Origin of the sequence: Xanthomonas hortorum (genome assembly GCF_040279205.1) — a bacterium.
Taxonomy (GTDB): Bacteria; Pseudomonadota; Gammaproteobacteria; order Xanthomonadales; family Xanthomonadaceae; genus Xanthomonas; species Xanthomonas hortorum_F.
The window spans coordinates 1-21,561 of sequence record NZ_JBEOLS010000075.1 but is presented as its reverse complement, the minus strand read 5'-3'; the positions used below and the strand labels follow the sequence as shown (position 1 = coordinate 21,561).

18 protein-coding genes and 1 pseudogene are annotated in these 21,561 nt (G+C 63.6%); 8 read left to right on the top strand and 11 right to left on the bottom strand.

Annotated elements, in window-relative coordinates:
* Together ABS769_RS20420 and ABS769_RS20415 are read left to right on the top strand one after the other, a co-directional pair.
* Positions 1 to 287: transposase (locus ABS769_RS20420; protein ID WP_317060523.1), on the top strand; the 287-nt coding region annotated here is incomplete at its 5' end.
* A gap of 24 nt (positions 288 to 311) precedes the next feature.
* A complete protein-coding gene (locus ABS769_RS20415; protein ID WP_317063036.1) occupies positions 312 to 2,123 on the top strand; it encodes an EAL domain-containing protein in 1,812 nt (603 codons plus the stop codon).
* A gap of 9 nt (positions 2,124 to 2,132) precedes the next feature.
* Here ABS769_RS20415 and ABS769_RS20410 read toward each other — a convergent pair whose 3' ends face one another.
* From ABS769_RS20410 to ABS769_RS20390, 5 genes are all read right to left on the bottom strand, one after another.
* Positions 2,133 to 2,723 (bottom strand): DUF1349 domain-containing protein, encoded by a 591-nt coding sequence (locus ABS769_RS20410; protein WP_317063033.1) that lies wholly within the window; start codon positions 2,721 to 2,723, stop codon positions 2,133 to 2,135.
* A 47-nt stretch (positions 2,724 to 2,770) separates the two neighbouring features.
* A complete protein-coding gene (locus tag ABS769_RS20405) occupies positions 2,771 to 3,691 on the bottom strand; it encodes a M14 family metallopeptidase (protein WP_317063032.1) in 921 nt (306 codons plus the stop codon).
* A gap of 175 nt (positions 3,692 to 3,866) precedes the next feature.
* Complete coding sequence (locus tag ABS769_RS20400; RefSeq protein ID WP_317063031.1) at positions 3,867 to 4,376, bottom strand: ferritin-like domain-containing protein; 510 nt, start codon at positions 4,374 to 4,376, stop codon at positions 3,867 to 3,869.
* Positions 4,377 to 4,860: 484 nt separating this feature from the next.
* Positions 4,861 to 5,118: a KGG domain-containing protein gene (locus ABS769_RS20395; protein ID WP_023904015.1), complete on the bottom strand. Its 258-nt coding sequence runs from the start codon at positions 5,116 to 5,118 to the stop codon at positions 4,861 to 4,863.
* 178 nt (positions 5,119 to 5,296) lie between these two features.
* On the bottom strand, positions 5,297 to 6,445 hold the full coding sequence (locus tag ABS769_RS20390) for an NAD(P)/FAD-dependent oxidoreductase (protein ID WP_317063030.1): 1,149 nt from the start codon (positions 6,443 to 6,445) through the stop codon (positions 5,297 to 5,299).
* A 240-nt stretch (positions 6,446 to 6,685) separates the two neighbouring features.
* On the opposite strand from ABS769_RS20390, the gene ABS769_RS20385 reads away from it, so the two are divergent.
* Genes ABS769_RS20385 through ABS769_RS20360 form a run of 6 tightly spaced genes read left to right on the top strand, consistent with a single transcriptional unit; the run spans position 6,686 to position 12,718 of the window.
* On the top strand, positions 6,686 to 7,870 hold the full coding sequence (locus ABS769_RS20385) for a glycosyltransferase (RefSeq protein ID WP_317063029.1): 1,185 nt from the start codon (positions 6,686 to 6,688) through the stop codon (positions 7,868 to 7,870).
* A 56-nt stretch (positions 7,871 to 7,926) separates the two neighbouring features.
* Entirely contained in the window at positions 7,927 to 8,700 is a 774-nt protein-coding gene (gene rfbF / locus ABS769_RS20380) for a glucose-1-phosphate cytidylyltransferase (protein WP_317063028.1), read from the top strand.
* 4 nt (positions 8,701 to 8,704) lie between these two features.
* Positions 8,705 to 9,754: an NAD-dependent epimerase/dehydratase family protein gene (locus ABS769_RS20375; RefSeq protein WP_317063027.1), complete on the top strand. Its 1,050-nt coding sequence runs from the start codon at positions 8,705 to 8,707 to the stop codon at positions 9,752 to 9,754.
* A complete protein-coding gene (rfbC, locus tag ABS769_RS20370; protein WP_317063026.1) occupies positions 9,751 to 10,332 on the top strand; it encodes a dTDP-4-dehydrorhamnose 3,5-epimerase in 582 nt (193 codons plus the stop codon). The genes ABS769_RS20375 and rfbC overlap by 4 nt, the downstream gene beginning before the upstream one ends.
* Positions 10,329 to 11,630, top strand: coding sequence for an NAD(P)H-dependent oxidoreductase (locus ABS769_RS20365; RefSeq protein WP_317063025.1), 1,302 nt, complete (start codon positions 10,329 to 10,331; stop codon positions 11,628 to 11,630). The genes rfbC and ABS769_RS20365 overlap by 4 nt, the downstream gene beginning before the upstream one ends.
* A 44-nt stretch (positions 11,631 to 11,674) precedes the next feature.
* Entirely contained in the window at positions 11,675 to 12,718 is a 1,044-nt protein-coding gene (locus ABS769_RS20360; protein WP_317063024.1) for an acyltransferase family protein, read from the top strand.
* A 61-nt stretch (positions 12,719 to 12,779) separates the two neighbouring features.
* Here ABS769_RS20360 and cobA read toward each other — a convergent pair whose 3' ends face one another.
* The 6 genes and pseudogenes from cobA to ABS769_RS22760 form a co-directional block, all read right to left on the bottom strand.
* The gene (cobA, locus tag ABS769_RS20355; RefSeq protein WP_317063035.1) at positions 12,780 to 13,526 is read right to left on the bottom strand and encodes a uroporphyrinogen-III C-methyltransferase; all 747 of its coding nucleotides are present in this window, start codon (positions 13,524 to 13,526) and stop codon (positions 12,780 to 12,782) included.
* A 67-nt stretch (positions 13,527 to 13,593) separates the two neighbouring features.
* On the bottom strand, positions 13,594 to 16,392 hold the full coding sequence (locus ABS769_RS20350) for a nitrate reductase (protein WP_317063023.1): 2,799 nt from the start codon (positions 16,390 to 16,392) through the stop codon (positions 13,594 to 13,596).
* Entirely contained in the window at positions 16,389 to 16,754 is a 366-nt protein-coding gene (nirD, locus tag ABS769_RS20345; RefSeq protein ID WP_317063022.1) for a nitrite reductase small subunit NirD, read from the bottom strand. The genes ABS769_RS20350 and nirD overlap by 4 nt, the downstream gene beginning before the upstream one ends.
* Positions 16,751 to 19,204, bottom strand: coding sequence for a nitrite reductase large subunit NirB (nirB, locus tag ABS769_RS20340; protein ID WP_317063021.1), 2,454 nt, complete (start codon positions 19,202 to 19,204; stop codon positions 16,751 to 16,753). Before nirB ends, nirD begins: the two co-directional genes overlap by 4 nt.
* Positions 19,205 to 19,227: 23 nt before the next feature.
* Positions 19,228 to 20,397 carry a nitrate/nitrite transporter gene (locus ABS769_RS20335; protein WP_317063034.1) on the bottom strand — a complete coding sequence of 390 codons (1,170 nt, stop codon included), beginning with the start codon at positions 20,395 to 20,397 and terminating at the stop codon, positions 19,228 to 19,230.
* A gap of 484 nt (positions 20,398 to 20,881) precedes the next feature.
* A pseudogene (locus ABS769_RS22760) lies at positions 20,882 to 21,080 on the bottom strand (hypothetical protein); the annotation flags it as partial.
* Between the last annotated feature and the right edge of the window lie 481 nt (positions 21,081 to 21,561).

The following is a 21,561-nucleotide window of genomic DNA, read 5'->3' as shown; positions in this document are numbered from 1 at the left end:
CAGTGGAGCGGCCGATTCATTTGTTGATGGACCGTGCTTACGAAGGCAACGAAACCCGCCAGTTAGCGCTCGATCTTGGCTTCGTGCCGGTGGTCCCGCCGAAATCCAATCGGGTCGAGCCTTGGGAGTACAACCGGCAGATGTACAAGCGGCGCAACGAAGTGGAGAGACTGTTCCGTCGCTTGAAAGGCTACCGCCGGATTTTCTCGCGCTTCGACAAGCTGGATGTCATGTTCCTTGGATTCCTCAGCTTCGTCCTAGTCGTTGATTGGCTTCGGATGTGTTAACAGGCCCTAGTAGCCATGCAGTGTGTGATCTTCAACACGGACCCTGACGACATGACGCTTGCTCTGGACGACAAAACGCAGGAACGGCACTTCGACTGGTCCGGCGTGCCGATCGATCTGGGTGGGATGGAACCGCTCGATCAGATCGCACGCCTGGTCTGCCACGCGTTGGTAGCGCCCGCTGCTGCGCTGACCATTACCGAAGGCGGCCGCTTACGTGTACTGGCGGCGCGCGGCATCAGCATCGGCCATGTCGAACAGGCCATCGCGTCGTGTTGTCAGGTCAATGCCGCTGCCAATGGCGTTTCGGAGTTGATCGACCACACCGCGCTTGCAACGATTCAATTGGGCGACGCCGCCTTCCCCGGATTGCCGGCGCGCTTCATCGCCTGTGTGCCGGTCGGCACGCCGCAAACCGGTGTCTCCGGCACCTTGTGCGTGGTCGATACGCGTGAGCGCCGTCTAGCCAGCCAGGAGCATCAACAACTGCTGATGTTCGCCAACGTAGCGGCTGCGCAACTCGAACTGCAATTCGGTGCCGGCCGGCGCGAGCCGCATAGCGGTCTGCTCAATGCGCGCCAGCTGCAATCGGATCTGGATGCCCTCGCCTTCGGCAGTCATTGCCTGCCGACCATCGCCTCCTTCATCGAGGTCTACGACACCCAGGCCGCCAATGAGGCGCGTCAGGCGCTGGGCATGCAACCGCTGGAAGAACTGATCCGCCATGCCAGCTACGTGCTGACTCGCGCATTGCGCGGCAAGGCCACCGTGTATCACGTGGCACCGATGCGGTTTGCGTTCTTTCTGCTGAACTCCGCGCCCGACGAAATGGAAGACCTGCTGCTCGATCTCAGGGACATGCTGCATCAGCCCGTAGACGCAGCCGGCGTGCCGATGTCGTTGACCTTCCATGCCGGCGTGGTGCGCTTCGCACCGCAGCAACCCGACACCAACGATGTGATGCGCAAGGGGCTGGTGGCGTTGGGCGATGCGATCAACAACCACGCCATCGTGTGCTGGTACAGCGCCCTGCACGACGATGCGATTCAACGCTCTTACCGCCTGGCATTGGACGCAGAACGTGCATTGGACGCGGGCGATTTCCGGCTGGTGTTTCAGCCGCGCATCGACCTTGCCGACTTGTCGGTGACCGGTTTCGAAGCGCTGCTGCGCTGGCACCAGGCCAGTCTTGGCCCGATCGGCCCGGACGAATTCATTCCGCTGTTCGAAAAGACCGCCTTGATGTGCACCGTTACCAACTGGGTGATCGAAACTGCGCTGGTGCAGCTGGCCAAGTGGCGGGCGCAGGGGCTGGATTTCTCCATCTCGATCAATTTGTCCTCACGCGATTTCGGCAACCTCAATCTCGCGGCGGATGTCATCAACCGCTGCAGGGAACTGGCCATTCCCACCCACCGGATCGAGCTGGAAATCACCGAAGGCCGCTGGTTGCGCAGCAATGTGGAAGCAGTACCGCGGCTGCGCGCACTGCGCGATGCCGGCGTCAGCGTGGCCATCGACGACTTCGGCACCGGCTACAGCAACTTCGGTTACCTGACCGAGTTGCCGGTCAACGTGCTCAAGCTCGATCGCTCGCTGGTCACCGGCATCGCCACCAAGGCCGGCATGCAACTGCGCGCCGAGGCCGTGGTGCGGCTGGCCAACGCGCTGGGCTACCGCACCGTGGCCGAGGGCATCGAACACGCCGATGAGATCGCGCTGCTGCGTAGCTGGGGATGCGACGAAGCGCAGGGCTATCTGCTCTCTCGCCCGATGGAAGCGCATCTGGTGGCCGCTTACGTTGCGCAGGCGCTGGCCGCGCAGCGACTGCCGTGATCGCAGCGTTCAAGTCAGATCGTGCAGCGCCTTGCCCAGTGCCGGACCCAGCGTCCAATCGGAGAAGCGCACCTTCAACCCCGCGCGCTCCGGCGTGCAGCACATCGGCCCGACCCGATAGGCGTCGGCCACCGGGAACGGGCATAGCCTGATGAGTGGCCAGCTGCGCCCATCGGCAGAGACCTGCAGGCGCAACACACCTTCGGCAACCGTGGCGCGGATCCAGAAATCCTTCGGATCGTCTTCGTAGGGACCGGTGGCCCAGTCCGACACCGGAGTGGTCAGCACGCTGCTGAGCATTGCGCGCCCGTCGCTGAGTTCGATGCCCGCCTTGACCCAGCGCTGCTCGTCCACGCGCACCATGATGCCGGCCTGGTCGTAGAGCGATGCGTATTGAGCGCGCACGCGCAGCTGCGCGGTGAAACCCGCTGCAGCCGTGACGCCCAGAAAATGCCCGCTATCGCGATTAAATCCGTAATGGGTCTGGCGCCAGAAGTCGGTGGCCTGGTCGGTCACCACCTCCAAGGTGTCGCCATCGATCTCCACTGTCTTCGGCCGGTTGAGCCAGATACCACCGTGCCAGGCCGTGTCATGCGGCATGCTGATCTCCGAATTCGTTGTGACCTGCTTTTCCCGGCTGCGCGTCTTCACGCATGCGCCAGCGCGTAATCCAGTGACGCACAGATGGCCGCCACCTGCGCCGCATTGCATTGCGCAGGTGTTGCACGCGGGCTGTCCGGATACACCTCGGTGGTGGTGCGATAGCGTGCCTGCGTCACGCCGGCGCACAAGCCCAGACGCCGCACCGGATAGTTGATGACACCATGGCCCACCACAGGTGCGCCGATGAGTTGGCCCTGCGCGTCGGCAGGCGCGATGTGGGTGATCTGCGCCACCGCCGCAATCACGGCCTGCTGAAATTCCGGCTGCGGATCTTCGCTGTCGCCGACCAGATAGAAACCATCCGGAATAGTGCCCGGCACGTACGCAACACCGTCGCGGGCGGCCAACGCCGGGCGGAATTCGGTTTCGTCGCTGTCGGTGGTTTCGTGCAGATCGATATGCACGTGCATGTGCCCAGGCAGTGCGGTGACCAGCTGCATCAACGCGGCCGATTCTGCTGCAGGACTGTCCTGGCGAAAGGAACGATTCGGATCGATTGCATCGGCATTCCAGCGCTGGATGCGCTCATACCCCCACGGATTGATGCAGGGCGCCACAAGCAGATTGATCCGGCCCGCGTAGTGGCCGGCGCGTTGCTGCAAGAACTGCAGCGCGCCCTGCACACCACTGGTTTCGTAGCCATGCACACCGCCGGTGACCAGTGCACACGGCAGCGCAGCGTCCCAATCGGCACTGCGCAGTGCGATCAACGGATAGTGCTCGGGTGCCACGCCGATCGTCCCGTAATGCACGCGTTCAAGGTGCGCATCCAGGCGCTCGATGGGCTGCACGACATCGTCGGCATAACTACGCTGACGCAGCTGACCTGCCCGCCAGGCATTGCGCTCTGCCTCGCCCCAGGGGTGCCCTGCAATGCCGATCGGATAAGCCGCGCGCTCTGTCATCACTGCAACCGTTTGTCGAGAGATCGACAAGGGTAAGCGTTGCGAACAAGCCGGTCCATGGCAGTGCCGGATCGCGCATGCTGCCGAGCCCAGGCCTGTCTCGGAACAAGAAAGGCCCTGCATCTCAGGGCCTTTTGTGTTTACCGGTCCACGGCGCGGCGGCCCGCGTTGCGGCTCACGTCTTCGCAGTGACGCCCGGAGTTGCATCCCGCACCAGGAACTCTTCGGTCAGCTGCGGCAGATAGTCCAGCAACCAGTCCGCCATTGCATGCTCCTGCTCCAGTATCTGCTCGCACACGCGCTGGGTTTGCACATCGCCCACCGTCCTGGCTGCACCCAGCAACGCGGTGTAGGTGGCGATCTCCAGGTTCTCAAACACATAGCTGGCCATCGCACCCTTGACGATCTCGTCGGAGGTGGTCATGCCGCCCATGGCCTGGCCGAAAGCGGCGACCTTGCCCATCGCGTCCTTGATCACCGACGGGGAGCCGCCGAGACGCTCGATACAGGAATCGACCAGGCGCTGTTGGCCCAGGGTCTCTTCCAGGTGTTGTTCGATACGCGCCTTGAGCTGCGGGTAATGCTCGATACGCGCTGCCTGGGCCTTGAGCATTTGCTCGGCCTGCTGCTCCATGGCATGCGCATCGCGCAGCCAATCCATCAAATTTTCCTGGGGTTCGGCCATGCGGGAGTCTCCTGTTATGTTTGCGATGAGTCCAGCGTGGCGCGCGCAGCATGAAAAACGCGGCTGCAGCAGGTGAGCACGACGTGGGACGTCCACATGCAATTGACATCACGACATGGCAAGGCAGCTGAGAGCGAAGCCGAGCGTTTGGCCAGCTCTGCAAATCCTGCAGACAGTGCATGCGGCACGATGCGGAGGATGAAAAATTTCCCTGCAATCGATAGCAGCGCGGCACAAGGGGTGCAAAATTTTCTTCCCCCGTGTCGATGCATTGCGCACCAACGATTATGGCCTGCACGTTTCAGCACTGGTCGCCATCAGGCGAGCTCAAGCGAGGGGATGCTGCAATCGGTTGTGCCGGCAGACCAACGACCACACTGCAAAAAAGCACCTCGAAAACGCAACAGGCCCTGCATCCAGCTGACGCAGAGCCTGACTTGCTGCAACCGGCACCGGCACACCATCGGCGTGCCGAACGCCAGGTTTAGACTGCTTCTTCCTGCGGCTTGGCCTGCTTGGAACGGCCACCCTTGCTGCCGATACGCGACATATGATCGCGGTCGCGGCTGACTGCCTGGCCGCCCTTGCGACCGGCTTCACGCGCTTCGTCACTGGTGAATTCGTGCGCATTGCCGCTGGCATGCGCAGCTTTTCCGCCGCTGCTGGCCAACACGCGGCGCTTTTCAGGATCCAATGCGGCAAAGCCGCGCCGGCTACGAGTAACATTTTGTCCGTCTTCCACTGTGCCTCCTCTCGATGCTTCGTTGGTTACGCCATTGGGTAAGAGGGTTACCGCAACAATCGTGCCAACCCGCAAACGTAGACCACGCGGTGCACCTGCACGAGATGTCGGAAAAAACGGCTGCGCTCGCTGTGCAAATCTTGCACTCCTGTCAGCAAGGCGTGCCTGCCACCTGCGGCTAGGCGTGGGTAGCGCTACCAGTAAGGGCCTGCAATGGGCGATCTGCCAGCAACGTTGCCACGTGCGCGGCGATGCTCAGGCAACAGGTCAGACCCGGCGATTCGATGCCGAACAGATTCACCAGCCCGGCGATGCCATGCAGGCCTGGGCCATCGATGCGGAAATCCGCAGCCGCCTCGCAAGGCCCGCTGATCTTCGGCCGCACGCCGCAATAGCCAGGCTGCAATGCGCCCTCCGGCAAGCCAGGCCAGTAACGCCGTATCGCTGCAACAAAGCTTTCTGCCCGCGTCGGCGCGCAGTGGTAATCGGGCGCACTCACCCACTCCACATCAGGGCCGAAGCGTGCACGCCCGTGCAGGTCCAGTGTGAGATGCACGCCCAGGCCGCCCGGTTCGGGCAGCGGATAAATCAGTTGGTGAAACGGCGAGCGGCCGGCCAAGGTGAAGTAGCTGCCTTTGGCGAAATACGCCTGCACCAGCGCACGAGCAGGCAGGCCATCGATGCGTGCGGCCAAGGGCGGCGCGCCATGGCCGCACGCATTTACTAACCAGTTGCAAGTAAGCGACACCGGCGCCTGGCTGTCGTCTGCAATCGAAAGACGGAATCCCGCTGCACACGGCTCGACGCGTTCCACTATCGTGTGCAGCGCCACGGTGGCGCCATGCGCCTCTGCATCGCCCTGCAAGGCCAGCATCAACGCATGGCTATCGATGATGCCGGTGGCGGTGGACTCCAGTGCGGCAACACAGCGCAGTTGCGGCGCACGTGCCCGTACCTGCGCCGCGCTGAGCGGCACAATACCGTGCGCGCCACTGGCCACCGCGTTGTGATGCAGCAGCTCGAGTTGTTCGCGCTGCGCGGGTTCGCACGCAACGATCAATTTGCCGCAACGCCAATGCGGCACGTGGCGTTGTTCGCAGTAGGCATACAACAAGGCATTGCCGCTGACGCACAACTGCGCCTTCAACGACGCGGCCGGATAGTAGAGGCCCGCGTGGATCACCTCGCTGTTGCGCGCACTGGTGCCGGTGCCGATGGCGGCTTGCGATTCCAGCAGCAACACCTCATGCCCCTGCATCGCAAGGTGACGCGCAATCGCCAGCCCCACCACGCCTGCGCCCACCACCACACATTCAACGTCTTGCATGCTCAGTCTCAGACCATCGGTATCCGCGTATCCCCACACCATAACGCAGAGGATTGTCGCGACCGGTATCACTGTTATCTCACTATCTGCTCTTATATTTAGGTCAGGTTATGTCGCAAGTCACGGTTTTGGTGAGGCGACGAACGTTTTCCTGACTTGGTTTGCGGTGTGCGTTCTTCACCCCACCCGAGCGCGCGCAGTCGCGACCGGTTCGAAGGTACGATCACCGAAGGAGTATCGATGGACGCAACGCGTTCGGTATTGCTGGCCTCCAATTACCAGGCCTGGCCAGAGGCTTTCAACGGGCAGGCCTATGCCTTGCTCAATGTCATCGGCAGCCTGGAACATGCAGACCTGCTGTGCCCGCCCGCAGCGGAGTACACCAGCGGGCGCGGGGTCAACCCCGGCGTGTCGTATCTGCTCAACGAACTGAAGCATCGCGGCGTCTCGGCGTTGCAGCGTTTGAACGGGCGGCCTGCCCTCTCCAATGCTCAGCCACAAAAAGTCGAGCAGGATTACGACCTGTTTTTCTATGTCTGCCAGTTCCCCAGGGAGTTGAGCACGCTCGGACGCATCGACGGCTGGCGCAAGCGCTGCCGCACGCGTGTGGTGTATCTGCTAGAGACCTGGCCCGAGTTACTGGAATCGCAAAAGACCGAATTGAAATTGCTCGATCAGTTCGATCATGTGTTCGTGCTCAATGCCAGCTGCGTGGATGCGCTACGTGGCTACACCAGCACACCGGTGTCGTTTCTGGCCAGCGCGTGCGACACCTTGTTGGCAACCCCACTGCCGCGTGCGCCACAGCGCTGCATCGATGTGGTCAGCATTGGCCGGCGCGTGCCGCAGGTGCATGCGCAATTGCTGGCGCATGCACAGGCCAACCCAGGATTTTTCTATCTGCACGACGTGCTACGCGGCGGTGCGGTGCAGGACTGGGCTGCGCACCGCCTGCAATCAAGCGCCATGATCAAGCGCGCCAAGTTCTTCATGGCCCACGACTTCACTGTCGACACGGCAGGCTTCTTCAAGGGCGTGAAAAAACAGGCCCTGGCTACCCGCTATTTCGAAGGTGCCGCAGGCGGCGCAATCGTGCTCGGTTCCGCGCAGGGCTGCCCGGAATTCCGGCAGTTCTTCGATTGGGACGATGCGGTCATCGATCTGCCGTCAGACGTCCGCGATATCGGCCAGTTTCTGCACGATCTGGAACAGCAGAGCGACCGGCTGGATCGCGCACGCCTGCACAACACCGTGCAATCGCTACGCCGGCACGACTGGGCGCACCGGTGGGCGCAGATTCTGCAGACGCTGCAGCTGCCTCGCCCGGCGTTGATGGCCGAGCGTTTTTCCATGCTCGACAACCTGGTGGCCATGGCCGAACACGCTGCCTGCTCGCCGGCACCCGTGCTGAGCATGACCGCATAACGTTGCATCGCCGTGGTCCGGCATCACGCAAGGCCCCAGCCCCAAAGGACGTATCAATGAAAGCAGTCATTCTGGCTGGCGGACTGGGAACGCGCATTTCCGAAGAAACCGCCGTCCGCCCCAAGCCCATGGTGGAAATCGGCGGCAAACCGATCCTGTGGCACATCATGAAAATCTACGCGCACCACGGCATCCAGGATTTCGTCGTGTGTCTGGGGTACCGCGGCGAAGTGATCAAGGATTTTTTCATGAACTATCACATGCGCGAATCGGATGTGACCTGCGACCTCGGCAGCAATACGAGCACCTTGCATAACACCCGCGCCGAACCCTGGCGGGTGACGCTGGTAGACACCGGTGCGCAGACCATGACCGGCGGCCGGCTGCGCCGTGTGCGCGAGCATCTGCGCGGCGAATCGGCGTTTTGCATGACCTACGGCGATGGCGTGGCCGATGTGGATATCGGTGCAGCCATCGCGCTGCATCAGCGCGAAGGCCGGCTTGCCACGGTCACTGCCGTGCAACCTCCCGGCCGCTTCGGCGCGCTGCGGGTGGAAGGCGAACACGTCACCGGTTTCCGCGAGAAACCGCTGGATGGCGACGGATTGATCAACGGCGGTTTTTTCGTGCTGGACCCACGCGTGATCGACGTGATCGACGGCGACGCCACCGTGTGGGAGAACAGCCCGCTGGAAACGCTGGTCGACCGCGACGAGTTGAGCGTCTATCGCCACGACGGGTTCTGGCAGCCGATGGACACACTGCGCGACCGCAATCATCTCGAAACCCTCTGGTCGTCCAATCGCGCGCCGTGGCGCGTGTGGGAGTAACAGCATGCGCATTCTGATCACCGGCAACATGGGCTATATCGGGCCGGTAGTGGCCGCCCATTTGCGACAACGCTATCCGCAGGCCTGGTTGGTGGGGCTGGATCGCGGCTGGTTCGCGCATTGCCTGTCCGACCCGCGGCGCCTGCCGGAAGTGGTGCTGGACCAACAGTGGTTCGGCGATGTGCGTGACCTCACCGCGCAGCAACTGCAGGGTTTCGACGCGGTGGTGCACCTGGCGGCGATCTCCAACGATGCGATGGGCAAGCGCTTCGAGCTGGTCACCGACGCGATCAACTGCAAGGCGAGCGTTGCCGTGGCGCATGCCGCCGCACAGGCCGGCGTGCGCCACTTCGTGTTCGCCTCCAGCTGCAGCGTGTATGGGGCAGCCGCCGATGGCACGCCGCGCTCGGAAACCAGCGCCATCGCCCCGCTGACCGCGTATGCGCATTCCAAGATCGATACCGAACGTGCGCTTGCGCAGCTGGACACCGACATGGTGATTACCTGCCTGCGTTTTGCCACCGCCTGCGGCGCCTCCCCGCGCCTGCGCCTGGATCTGGTGCTCAACGATTTCGTCGCCAGCGCCGTGGCCAACGGCACCGTGGAGGTCCTGTCAGACGGCTCGCCGTGGCGGCCGTTGATCCATGTGCGCGATATGGCGCGCGCCATCGACTGGGCATTGAGCCGCACACCGCTGGCCGGTGGGCAGTTCCTGTTTGTCAATGCCGGCTCGGCACGCTGGAATGTGCAGGTACGCGATCTGGCGCATGCGGTCGGTGTGGCGATTCCCAGCGCGAAGGTGTCGATCTCCAGCAACGCGCCGGCCGACAGCCGCTCGTATCGTGTGGATTTTTCCCTGTTCGAACGTCTGGCTCCCGAGCATCAACCGCAGGAAACCCTGCGCTCCACCATCACCGAACTCCGCGATGATCTGCAGCGCGCCGGCTTCACCGATGGCGACTTCCGCCAGAGCTCGGACTTCATCCGGCTGCGCATCCTGCAGCAGTTGGTCGATGCCGGCACCCTCGCAGCGGATCTGAGGGTGGCTGCATGATCTTCCACCCAACCCCGTTGGCGGGCGCGTTCGTGATCGAGCCCGAACAGCGTGGCGATGAACGCGGCTGGTTTGCACGCGTGTTCTGCACGAAGGAAATGGCGCAGGCCGGCCTGGTCGATCAGTTCGTGCAGGTCAACAACTCGTTCAACGCGCAGGCCGGCACCTTGCGCGGCATGCACTACCAATTGCCGCCTGCCGCCGAGGTCAAGATCGTGCGCTGCATCCGCGGTGCGCTGTGGGATGCGATCGTGGATCTGCGCCCGGATTCGCCTACGTACCTGCAGTGGTACGGCACCGAATTGACTGCAGACAATCGTCTGGCGCTGTACGTGCCGCGCGGCTTTGCGCATGGATTCATCACCTTGCAGCCGCAGACCGAAGCCTTCTACTTCGCCAGTGCGATGTACACGCCGCAGGCCGAGCGCGGCTTGCGCTGGAACGATCCACGTCTGGGCCTGCAGTGGCCGCTCGAGCCGCAGCTGGTGTCCGACAAGGATGCCGCCTGGCCGGATTTCAACGAACAACAACACGGCATCCCCACCCTTGCCGGACTCACCCCGCGGGAGCGCGCATGAATATCGATCGTCTATTGCAGGCCCGTGCCGCCGAAGGCCGCCCGTTGCGTGTTGGTCTGTACGGCGCCGGCTTCATGGCGCGTGGCATCGTCAACCAGATCGCGCACTCGGTGCCGGGCATGCGAGTGTCGGTGATCTGCAACCGCAGCGTGGACAAGGCGCTGGAGGCGTATCGCCAGGCCGGCCAGCATGCACGTGTGGTGGATGGCGCCACCGAATTGAAGCGCCAGATCGCTGCCGGCATTCCTGCCGTGACCGATGACCCTGCATTGGTCTACGAATGCGACGCACTGGATTGCCTGATCGATGCCACCGGCGCCATCGAGTACGGCGCGCACATCAGCCTGGGCGCCATCGCCCATGGTCGCCACATGGTCACGATGAACGGCGAGCTCGACGGTACCGTCGGCCCGCTGCTCAAGCGCAAGGCCGATGTGGCCGGGGTGATCTTCAGCGCCTGCGATGGCGACCAGCCCGGCGTGCAGATGAACCTGTATCGGTTCGTGCGCTCGATCGGTCTGACGCCGCTGCTGTGCGGCAACATCAAAGGCTTGCAGGACCCGTATCGCACACCGGCGACACAAGCCGGTTTTGCCGCGAAGTGGGGCCAGGACCCGCATATGGTCACCAGTTTTGCCGATGGCACCAAGATCAGCTTTGAACAGGCGATCGTGGCCAACGGCACCGGCATGTCGATCCTGCAGCGCGGCATGACCGGCTATGAGCATCGCGGGCATGTGGACGCATTGACCAAGCGCTACGACATCGAGGCGTTACGTGCAGTGGGCGGCGCGGTGGATTACGTGGTGGGCGCCCTGCCCTCGCCCGGCGTGTTCGTACTGGCCAGTCACGACGATGCCAAACAACAGCATTACCTCAATCTCTACAAGCTCGGCGAAGGCCCGCTGTACAGCTTCTACACGCCGTATCACCTGTGCCATTTCGAAGTGCCGTTGTCGGTGGCGCGCGTGGTGCTGCTCGGCGATGCGGTGCTGGAGCCGCTCGGTGCGCCGCTGGTGGAAGTGATCGCCACCGCCAAACGCGACCTGGCCACCGGCGAAACCATCGACGGGCTCGGCGGCTACATGAGCTACGGCCAATGCGAGCGCGCCGATAGCACCGCAAACGCACGGCTGCTGCCGATGGGTGTGGCCGAAGGCTGCGTGCTGCGGCATGCGGTGGCCAAGGATCAGGTGCTGACTTACGACGACGTGCAGTTGCCGGCCAACCGCCTGATCGACCGGCTACGTGCGGAACAGGCCAGCATCTTTGCCGACGCTGCGGAAATGGCCGCCTGAGCACAGAGACATCGGCCTGCGTCCGCGTGCCGATGCCGCAGCCGATGGCAGCGCTGCCTGCCCGTCCCACCATCCGCGTCCTGCAGGCCGGGCGGGCGCTGGCCGCCATGCTGGTGGTGCTCAGCCACAGCGTCCTGCCCACCACGCACCTGGTGCAGCCGTTACCTGCATGGCTGGCTGCGGCACTGGCGCACGGCTATCTGGGCGTGGATTTTTTCTTCGTGCTGTCGGGCTTCATCATCTACTACGTCAACCACGCCGGCACGCAGGCACCCGGCTGGAGCCGCGACTATGCCGGCAGCCGCATCAGCCGCATCTATCTGCCGTACTGGCCGGTGGGGGTTGCGTTGGCGCTGGCCTACACGCTGCGGCCCAGCCTGGATGATGGCGACATGGGTTGGTCGTGGTTTGCCACGCTGACCCTGCTGCCGGTCGATGGAGCACCTGCCCTGGGCGTGGCGTGGACGCTGAGTTACGAACTGATGTTCTACGCGCTGGCGTGGCTGTTCTTTCGCAGCGGGCATCCGTTGCGCTGCGCGCTGCTCTGGGCAAGCGTGACGCTGCTTTACGCGGCCCTTGGCGCGCCGTTTGCACAGCCGGTCGATCTGTCCTGGCGTGCACTGCTGCTGCATCCCATCACGCTGGAATTCGTCTTCGGCATGCTGGCCGCACGCGCGGTGCTGAGCACTGCACCATGGACTGTCTGGGTCAGCAGTGCTGTCGCGGTCGTCGCGTTGCTGTGCTTCGTCATCGATGGCATGCAACGCGTGCATTCGCCGCTGCTCGGCCTGACGATCGCCGGCGTATTGGTCGGCCTGGTGCGGGCCGAATGGCACGGCTGGCTGCGCATCGGCCCGACCCTGCTGTTGCTCGGCAATGCCTCGTACGCCATCTACCTGGTGCATATGCCGCTGATGTCGCTGGTGGCGCGCACCACACGCCAACTCGGGCCGCTGGCCACCTGGCCGGTGAACCTGCTGCTCAGCGTGAGCGCTGCGCTACTGCTCGGCGTGGTCTATCACCTGTGTTACGAGCGCATCGCATTGCGGCATGCGCGTCGCCTGTTGGCACGTCGCGTTGTGCAGTGAGCATCTTTTTTGCGATGAAGCCGCGCGCACCACGTTGCAGGCCACTGTTTTGAAATCGCGCTCAACCCACCGCCTGCTCCAACATCACGCCGAAGCGATCATCGCACCGCGCTGCCGCCTCGGATAACGCAGTGCCCACCAGCAGCAAGGTCGGCAAACCCGGCAGCAGTGCCGCAGCGGTGACGCCAAGTTCGCCCAGCGTAGTGAGCCGACGTTGCTGCTCGGGCCGCGTGGCGGCCTGCACGATGGCGGCCGGGGTGCTTGCGGGCAGATGCGCCAACAAGGCACTGGCCAATGCATCGGCGCGCCGCAGGCCCATGTAGATCCCCAACGTCGTGCCGCTGGCAGCAAGCGCGCCCCAATTCGGCTCGCCGTGATCGTGCGTATGCGCGGTGACGAAAGTGATGCCGTGGCAATGGCTGCGATGGGTCAGCGACACTTCCAGCGCAGAGGCGGCGGCGAATGCGGCACTGACGCCGTTGATGATCTGCACACCCACCCCGGCGCGGCGCAGGAAGCTGATTTCCTCTCCTGCTCGCCCGAACAGTAGTGCATCGCCACCTTTGACGCGCACCACGCGCAAGCCCTGCAACGCATAACGCCGCATCAGCCGGCAGATGAAGTCCTGCGGCGTCGATCTGCAACCACCGCGCTTGCCGACCCGGATCACCCGCGCCTGCGGTGCGAGTTCGACGATCTCCGGGTTGGCCAGATCGTCGAGCAATAGCACTTGCGCGGCAGCCAGCGCCTTGACCGCCTTGATGGTGAGCAGTTCCAGATCGCCGGGGCCGGCGGACAACAACACCACATCACGCGCGCAGGAAGAAATGACGGTCATGAGAGATCTCGCAGTGTGTGGAGGGAAGGACGTGCGCTCAGGCGAGCCGTGGTTGCCGGCATAGCCGGGTGAGTTGCGGAACACAGGAGCCGCAGACGGTGCCGCAACCCAGGCGTTGTTTGAGCTGATCCAGATCGGCGCCGTCGTCGATGGCGGCATGAATCGCGGAGGTCGACACCTGCATGCAGGCGCACACGATCGGGTCGCTTGGCGTGCGCTGCGCCTGCGCGAACACCGCCAGCCGCGGACCACGCCACGCCTGGCCCGCCAATGCGGTGGCGAGCAAGGCCTGATTGGCCTCGCTGGGCTGCGCAGCAGTGAGCAACAGGCCATCGATATGGCTGTGGCCGTCCTGCATGCGCCAGCCGACGCGGCGCATCAGGCCGCGGCGCAGGTCGCGGTATTCCAGGACGTCTGCGCCGGCCGGCAGCTGCAAGGCAGCGACCAGGCGATCGATCCATGCGGCATCCGGCGCGCGTTCGCAGGCCGCATGCAGCACCGTCCAGTGCCCGCCCGCTTCCGCCAGCGGCTCGGCATGCAGGCGCAGCGATGCATAGCCGCAGTCGCGCAACAGTGGTTGCAGCGCCTGTTGCAAGGCCAGCGCATCGCCGCGCCGGGCAGCGAGCAGATGCCAGCCGAACACGGCCTTCTCCACCCGCACCGCCGCATGCTTGAGCTCGGGCTGCTGCGAGCGCGCATCCACCGCCGGGCTGCTCACTTCATTGATGCCGCCACTGGACAGGTTCTGCGCGCTCCAATGCATTGCGGCGAACACGGTGCCCGAGCGCAGTTCGTCGGAGAGTTCCAGCGGCAGCACCAGCGCGCCGCGCTTACTCGCAATCTGCACCAGTTCGCCGGCCACCAGACCGCGTCGCGTTGCATCGTCCGGATGCATGCGCAACGCCGGTTCCGGGCTATGCGCAAACGCCGCAGGCACGCGTCCGCTGCGCGACATGCCGTGCCATTGATCGCGCAACCGGCCGGTCAGCAGCCGCATCGGAAAGCGTGCCGAGGTCGGCTCGGCCACCTTGCGATACGGCGTGGCGTGGAAGCGCGCGCGTCCGTTGCCGGTGGCGAACACGCCATCGGTATAGCGCCGTGCCTGCCCGTGTGCGGCACCGGCAGGAAACGGCCATTGCTGCGGCCCGCAATCCAGCATCGCGTAATCCAGTCCGCCGATATCCAGATCGCGGCCCACCGTCAGCGCACGATGCTCGTCGAAGATCTGCGCAGTGGTATCGAACGCGAACAAGCCTGCGCCATCGGCAGGTGCCAGACGTGCTTCGAGACGGCGTGCCACCTCGCGCGCGATCCACCAGTCCGCACGCGCCTGGCCCGGCGCCTCTACCGCCTTGCGCACGCGGGTGATGCGGCGCTCGGAGTTGGTCACCGTACCGTCCTTCTCGCCCCAACTGGCGGCCGGCAACAGCACATCGGCATAGGGCACGGTGTCGGTGCCGGAAAACGCGTCCTGCACGATCACCAGCTCGGCCTGTTCCAGTGCGGCGCGGATGCCCTCCACCTCCGGCATCGAATGCACGGGGTTGGTGCAGACAATCCATACCGCTTTCAGCGTGCCGGCACGCAGGCGCTCGAACAACTGCACCGCCGGCGTGCCGGCAGTGGCGCTCACACGGCCGGCGGGCAAATTCCACAAGCGTTCCAGCTCCGCACGGTCATCGGCATTGCCGATCTCGCGATGCGCCGCCAGCATCGTCGCCATGCCGCCGACCTCGCGCCCGCCCATCGCATTGGGCTGGCCGGTCAACGAAAACGGCCCGGCACCCGGCTTGCCGATCTGACCCGTCGCCAGATGCAGATTGATCAAGGCCAGGTTCTTGTCGGTGCCATGCGCGGATTGATTCAAGCCCATGCAATACAGCGACAACGCCGCCGGGCTGCGCCCGAACCACTCCGCCGCCTGCACCAGGTCCTCATGCGAGATACCGCAGATCTCGGCGCTCATGCGCGGCGTGTACTCGCGCAGCATGTGTTTGAGGGCGTCGAAATCCTCGGTATGCGCCGCGACGAAACGCGCATCCACCAGACCCTCCCAGATCAGGTGATGCAGCATGCCGTTGAACAGTGCGACGTCGGTACCGGGCTCGATCGCCAGGTGCAGGTCGGCCATGGCCGCGGTGTCGGTGCGACGCGGATCGATCACGATCCAGCGAATCTCGGGGTTGCGTGCACGTGCAGCTTCCAGCCGGCGAAACAACACCGGATGCGCATACGCCATGTTGCTGCCAGCAAACAGCACCGTTTGCGCCAGTTCCAGATCCTCATAGCAGGTCGGCGGGCCGTCGGCGCCCAGCGCGAGCTTGTAGCCGGTGACCGCGCTGGACATGCACAGGCGCGAATTGGTATCGATATTGTTGGTGCCAAGCAGGCCCTTGGCGAGCTTGTTGAAGACGTAATAATCCTCGGTCAACAACTGCCCGGAGAGATAGAACGCCACCGCATCGGGGCCGTGCTCCTCGACGATCGCCGCCAGCCTGTTGGTCACGTGATCGAGCGCCTGATCCCAGCTCACCGCCGCACGTGGTGCCTGCCGATGACGACGCAGCTCGGGTTCGAGCACGCGCCCCTGCGTACTGGCAACCGTCTGCGGCAACGCCAGGCCCTTGCTGCACAAGCGCCCGTGACTGGCCGGATGCAACGGGTCGCCTTCGATCCCGACGATGCGCTCGCCGGTGGCGTCGTGCTCGCTGTGGATCAGCACGCCGCATCCAACGCCGCAGTAGCAGCAGGTCGAGCGCGTGATGCGATGCATCGGCGAGGATGCGTGCGGCTGCACCGCCTCGCCGCTTGATGCGGGCTGCAGACCTTCGCTCATGCGGCTGGCTCGGCGATTGCGTCGGGTTGCGACACCGGCTGCAATACGATCCATACCGCGTCGGCTTCCACCTTGACCGGGTAGCGCGGCGCGCAGCCCACATCCGGTGCGCAGGCCTGCCCGCTCTGCAACGCAATCGCCCAGCCATGCAATGGGCAGGTCACGGTATCGCCGGCCACGATGCCTTGCGACAACGGCCCGCCCTTATGCGGGCAACGGTCGCGCAACGCGAACACCTGATCGCTGGCGGTGCGGAACAAGGCGATCGGCGGGATGCCGTCGATATCCAGTACGCGTGCGCCCAATGCAGGCAGCTCCTGCAGCGCACACACGCGGATCCAGGCGTTCTCCTGCATGCTCATTCCTCCACCGTTGCGGCCGGCGCGGCGATACGCAGCGGTTGGTATTCCTGTCGCCGTTCGCCGGCGATACGCGCCTTCCACGGGTCAACCAGGCCTTCCAGCGAGTACAGCAAGCGCTCGTACAAGGCGCGGCGATTGGCTGCGTCATCGACCACTTGTGCACGGATGTAATCCAGTCCCACGCGTGCGATGTAGTGCACGGTGCGATCCAGGTAATAGGCCTGCTCGCGATACAGCTGCAAAAACGCGCCGGTGTATTCGCGCACTTCCTCGGCGGTGGTCACCTTGACCAGGAAGCGCGCGACTTCGGTCTTGATGCCGCCATTGCCACCGATATGCAGCTCCCACCCCGAGTCCACCGCGATGATGCCCACGTCCTTGATGCCGGATTCGGCGCAGTTGCGCGGGCAACCGGACACCGCCAGCTTCACCTTGTGCGGGCTCCACATATTGGCCAGCATGGTTTCCAGATCGATGCCCATCTGCGTGCTGTTCTGGGTGCCGAAGCGGCAGAACTCGCTGCCCACGCAGGTCTTCACAGTACGGATCGACTTGCCGTAGGCATGCCCGGATTGCATGCCCAGATCGCGCCACACATCGACCAGATCTTCTTTCTTGACCCCGAGCAGATCGATGCGCTGGCCGCCGGTCACCTTGACCATCGGCACCGCGTATTTGTCGGCCACATCGGCAATGCGGCGCAGCTCGCTGGCATTGGTCACCCCGCCCTTCATCTGTGGAATCACAGAAAATGTGCCGTCTTTCTGGATGTTGGCGTGCGCCCGCTCGTTGATGAAACGCGATTGCGGGTCGTCGATGGCCTCATGCGGCCAGGTCGACAACATGTAGTAGTTGATCGCCGGCCGGCAAGTGGCGCAACCGTTGGGCGTACGCCATTCCATGAAGGCATAGGCCTGCGCGTGGGTCAGCAATTTGTGCTCGCGAATGGCGCGCCGCACTTCGCCATGGCTCAGGTCCGTACATGCGCAAACCGCCTTGGTTTTCGGGGTTTCCTGGAAGTTGGAGCCCAGGCAGTTCATCAGGATCTGCTCGACCAGCCCGGTACACGACCCGCACGAACTCGCCGCCTTGGTGTTTTTCTTGACGTCATCGACAGTGAACAGGCCTTGCTCGCTGATCGCTTTCACGATCGTGCCCTTGCACACGCCATTGCAGCCGCAGACCTCGTCACTGTCGGCCATCGCACTGGCACGATCCTGCCCGCCCGTACCGGCATCGCCCAACGCGCTTTCGCCGAAGATCAATTGATCGCGCTGCGCCTGGATCGGCGTACCGTCCTTGAGCAGCTTGAAGTACCAGCCACCGTCGCTGGTGTCGCCATACAGGCATGCGCCGACCAGCACGTCGTCGCGGATCACCAGCTTCTTGTAGACGCCGCCGGCCGGATCGGACAACACGATCTCCTCGCAGCCATCGCCGCCCATGAAATCGCCGGCCGAAAACAGATCGATCCCGGTGACCTTGAGCTTGGTCGAGGCCACCGACCCGCGATAGATACCGATACCGAACTGCGCCAGATGATTCGCGCATACCTTGGCCTGCTCGAACAACGGCGCCACCAGGCCGTACGCAATGCCACGATGGTTTGCGCACTCGCCCACCGCATACACGCGTGGGTCGAAGCTCTGCAGGCTGTCGTTGACCACGATGCCACGCGAACAGTGGATGCCGGCCTCTTCGGCCAGCCGCGTATTCGGGCGGATACCCGCTGCCATCACCACCAGATCGGCCGGGATCTCGCTGCCATCGGCAAACCTCACCCCGATCACTTCGCCCTGCGCATTGCCCAGCAGCGCACTGGTCGCAGTACTGAGCTTGAACTCCAGCCCGCGTGCGCGCAGTGCCTGCTGCAACAGATTGCCCGCCACCGGGTCGAGCTGACGCTCCAGCAACCAACCGGCCAGATGCACCACGGTCACGTCCATCCCGCGCACTTTCAAGCCATTGGCCGCTTCCAGCCCGAGCAAGCCGCCGCCGATCACCACCGCGTGCTGCTTGCTACGCGCTGTATCGATCATCGTGCGCGTGTCCTGGATATCGCGGTATCCAATCACGCCCTTCAAGTCGTTACCGGGAATCGGCAACACAAACGGCACCGAGCCGGTGGCGATCAACAAGCGGTCGTACTCGGCCTCGGTGCCATCGGCGGCAATCACGCGGCGACGCACCCGATCGATGCGCGTGACTTCCTTGTTCAAGTGCAGGTGGATGCCGTTGTCCTGATACCACTGCAACGGATTGAGCACGATATCGTCGAACTCCTGCTCGCCGGCCAACACCGGCGAGAGCAGGATACGGTTGTAGTTGGGATGCGGCTCGGCGCCGAACACGGTGATGTGGTACATGCCCGGCATCAGCTTGAGCAGTTCCTCCACAGTGCGGATGCCGGCCATGCCATTGCCGATGACGACAAGTCTGGGTTGCTTCATTGCCTGGATTCCTGTCGACATGTTCAGACGCGCGCCGCGCCGGCGGTGGACCATTCGCTACGCCATTGCGTCTTGACCCCGGCCAGCAACGCCCAGCCACCGAGTGCGAAGGCCGCGAACAGCCACATGCCGATCGCATAGCTGCCGGTGTGCTGCTTGAGCACGCCCAGGCCTGCAGCAAGCGCAAATCCACCGATGCCGCCGGCCATCCCGATCAAGCCGGTCATCACCCCGATGTCTTGGGCAAACCGCTGCGGTACCAGTTGAAACACCGCACCATTGCCGGCTCCCAGGCATAACAAGGTCAACACAAACAACGTCAGCGTCACCATCGCGCCACCCGCACCAAAACCTGCGATACCCACCAACGCGGCAACCAACAGATACACCGTGAGCAAGGCACGTGTGCCGCCAACGCGGTCGGCAATCACACCGCCCAATGGACGCATCACCGAACCCGCCAACACGCAGGCAGCCGTCGCCCACCCTGCAGTGCGCGCATCGAAGCCGAACTGATCGTGAAAATAGCCGGGCAATGCACTGGCAAACCCTGAAAACCCACCAAAGGTCACCGAGTAGAAAAACATGAAGCGCCACGCATCGCGGTTGCCCACCAGCACGCGGCCATAGTCTGACCAGCGTTTGCGCGCGATCGGCGCGGGTGCTTCTTTCGCGATCAAGACGAACACGATCAGCGTCAGCAGTAATGGAATGCACGCCAGCCCAAACACGTTCTGATAACCGAACGCCAACGCCAGCATCGGTGCGAACAATGCAGCCAGCACCGTGCCGGAATTCCCTGCACCGGCAATCCCCATCGCGGTGCCCTGATGCTCTGGCGGATACCAGCGCGAGGCCAACGGCAAGGCGACCGCGAACGAGGCGCCGGCAATGCCGAGCAGCACGCCCAGCAGCAACACCTGCCCCATGCTGTGCACGCCCAACTGCCATGCGCCGAACAACGCGGCGATCACTGCGATCTGTGCGACAACGCCGGCGCGCTTGGCACCGATACGGTCGGCCAGCATTCCCAGCACCAGCCGCAACACCGCCCCGCACAGAATCGGCACCGCCACCATCAAGGCACGCTGCTGCGTATCCAGTCCCAACGATTGCGCGATCGGCACCTGCAGCGGACCGAGCAGATACCACACCATGAAGCTCAGGTCGAAATACAGAAAGGATGCGAACAAGGTGGGCGTGTGCCCGGATCGCCAGAACGAGCGCTGCATAGAGACCTCTTCGAATGCGATGGCCAAAAAAAAACGGCGCCCCTCCGGTAAAACCGGAAGGACGCCGTTGTCCTGGATGCGTGCGGATCGCCGTTGATCCGCTGCATCGTGTTCGTGTTGTTGCAGGCACGCCGTTGCACCTGCACGTAATCACTACGCAATCAACGTGCCAACTTACTCACCTGAGTATCACGGCTATACAAGTCATTGAAAAATAGTGTTTTGGATGCAGCGCGTCCCACTTAACGACGGCCTGTCGACACGCCAGTGCAGCCCACCATTCCCGTCTTTCGTGCAGCAATGCACCAACAGCGTGCGTCGTGTACCAATTGCTCTGCCGCTTGGCACGCCTGATAACGCCGAACAAAACTACAGCGCGGCTGGCGCTAGGAAGCCTCATCTAGGACGCGTGCATACCGATCAAATATCTAGGTCAAAAGCCGAGTTAGTCGAGCGCGCGGTGCCCTCGCCGCTCGCGGGACACGCCGCAAGTACGTCCATGTAGGCTCGGTGGCGGCATCCATGCCGCCACACGGTCCCGCAATCGGCGAGGACCCCGCACCAGGAAGTTTGCCGGCTGTTTTATTGAAAACCCGCACACCGAGCATCTCGACTGGTCCTTGCCCGCCCACCGTCGCGGGACCTTACGCGGCATGGATGCCGCGTAAGAGCCTACACGGATGTACTTGCGGCGTGTCCCGCGATGGTGGGCGGGCAAGGACCCTGCAGCAAACCCACAGATCACCGCTCTGCAACTGATCTATCTGCACTGTCCCACCTTCCAGACAACCGAGATTCAAGTCATGGTGTCACTTAGAGTCAGCCAAATGCTTAGGTCAAAAACCTAGCTAGTCGAGCGCGCGGTGCCCTCGCCGCTCGCGGGACACGCCGTGAAACCGTCCCTGGAGGCTCGGTGGCGGCATCCATGCCGCCACACGGTCCCGCAAGCGGCGAGGACACCGCACCAGAAAGTTAGTCGGCTGCTTTGTTGAAAACATGCAAACCGACCATCTCCACTGGTCCTTGCCCGCCCACCGTCGCGGGACCTTACGCGGCATGGATGCCGCGTAAGAGCCTACATGGACGTACTTGCGGCGTGTCCCGCGATGGTGGGCGGGCAAGGGC

Coding starts and splice junctions, on each gene's coding strand:
- ABS769_RS20410 (WP_317063033.1), bottom strand. CDS start 2,723: ATGCCGCATGACACGGCCTGGCACGGTGGTATCTGGCTCAACCGGCCG.
- ABS769_RS20405 (WP_317063032.1), bottom strand. CDS start 3,691: ATGACAGAGCGCGCGGCTTATCCGATCGGCATTGCAGGGCACCCCTGG.
- ABS769_RS20400 (WP_317063031.1), bottom strand. CDS start 4,376: ATGGCCGAACCCCAGGAAAATTTGATGGATTGGCTGCGCGATGCGCAT.
- ABS769_RS20390 (WP_317063030.1), bottom strand. CDS start 6,445: ATGCAAGACGTTGAATGTGTGGTGGTGGGCGCAGGCGTGGTGGGGCTG.
- ABS769_RS20385 (WP_317063029.1), top strand. CDS start 6,686: ATGGACGCAACGCGTTCGGTATTGCTGGCCTCCAATTACCAGGCCTGG.
- rfbF (WP_317063028.1), top strand. CDS start 7,927: ATGAAAGCAGTCATTCTGGCTGGCGGACTGGGAACGCGCATTTCCGAA.
- ABS769_RS20375 (WP_317063027.1), top strand. CDS start 8,705: ATGCGCATTCTGATCACCGGCAACATGGGCTATATCGGGCCGGTAGTG.
- rfbC (WP_317063026.1), top strand. CDS start 9,751: ATGATCTTCCACCCAACCCCGTTGGCGGGCGCGTTCGTGATCGAGCCC.
- ABS769_RS20365 (WP_317063025.1), top strand. CDS start 10,329: ATGAATATCGATCGTCTATTGCAGGCCCGTGCCGCCGAAGGCCGCCCG.
- ABS769_RS20360 (WP_317063024.1), top strand. CDS start 11,675: ATGGCAGCGCTGCCTGCCCGTCCCACCATCCGCGTCCTGCAGGCCGGG.
- ABS769_RS20350 (WP_317063023.1), bottom strand. CDS start 16,392: ATGAGCGAAGGTCTGCAGCCCGCATCAAGCGGCGAGGCGGTGCAGCCG.
- nirD (WP_317063022.1), bottom strand. CDS start 16,754: ATGAGCATGCAGGAGAACGCCTGGATCCGCGTGTGTGCGCTGCAGGAG.
- nirB (WP_317063021.1), bottom strand. CDS start 19,204: ATGAAGCAACCCAGACTTGTCGTCATCGGCAATGGCATGGCCGGCATC.